This window comes from Sulfitobacter sp. HI0040 (assembly GCF_001634885.1).
GTDB lineage: Bacteria > Pseudomonadota > Alphaproteobacteria > Rhodobacterales > Rhodobacteraceae > Sulfitobacter.
Genome location: NZ_LWEX01000460.1, coordinates 1 through 536, shown reverse-complemented (window position 1 = coordinate 536; position 536 = coordinate 1). Strand labels below are relative to the sequence as shown.

Here is a 536-nt window from a genome sequence, read left to right as displayed (position 1 = left end):
CGAGACTTCGGACCCGTGCCTAGGGTCAGGACCCATTGATTTCCGCTTAGGAGCGTGATTCACGGTTCGAAAACCTAGCGGTGAACATGTCTGATCTTTTCTGGCTGACGGATTCGCAGATGGCGCGTCTTGAGCCTTTCTTCCCCAAATCCCATGGCAAGCCTCGCGTCGATGACAAGCGCGTCCTGAGCGGGATTATCTTCTTCAATCGCAATGGCTTACGATGGCGAGATGCGCCGAGGGAATATGGCCCGCACAAAACGCTCTACAACCGTTGGAAGCGCTGGAGCGATAAAGGCATCTTTGCCCAGATGATGGTCGGCTTGGCCGCTGATCACGGCGAGCAGACGACGGTCATGATCGACGCCACCTATCTGAAGGCGCATCGAACGGCGACCAGTTTGGGCGTCAAAAAAGGGGGCGTGGACGCCTGATCGGGCGCACCAAGGGCGGTATGAATACCAAGCTTCACGCCATCTGCGACAGCCAAGGACGGCCGCTGAACCTGTTCGTGACCGCTGGACAAGTCAGTGACT

1 pseudogene is annotated in these 536 nt (G+C 57.3%); it reads left to right on the top strand.

Annotated elements, in window-relative coordinates:
• Positions 1-86: 86 nt before the first annotated feature.
• Positions 87-536: pseudogene (locus A3728_RS18995) on the top strand (IS5 family transposase); the annotation flags it as partial.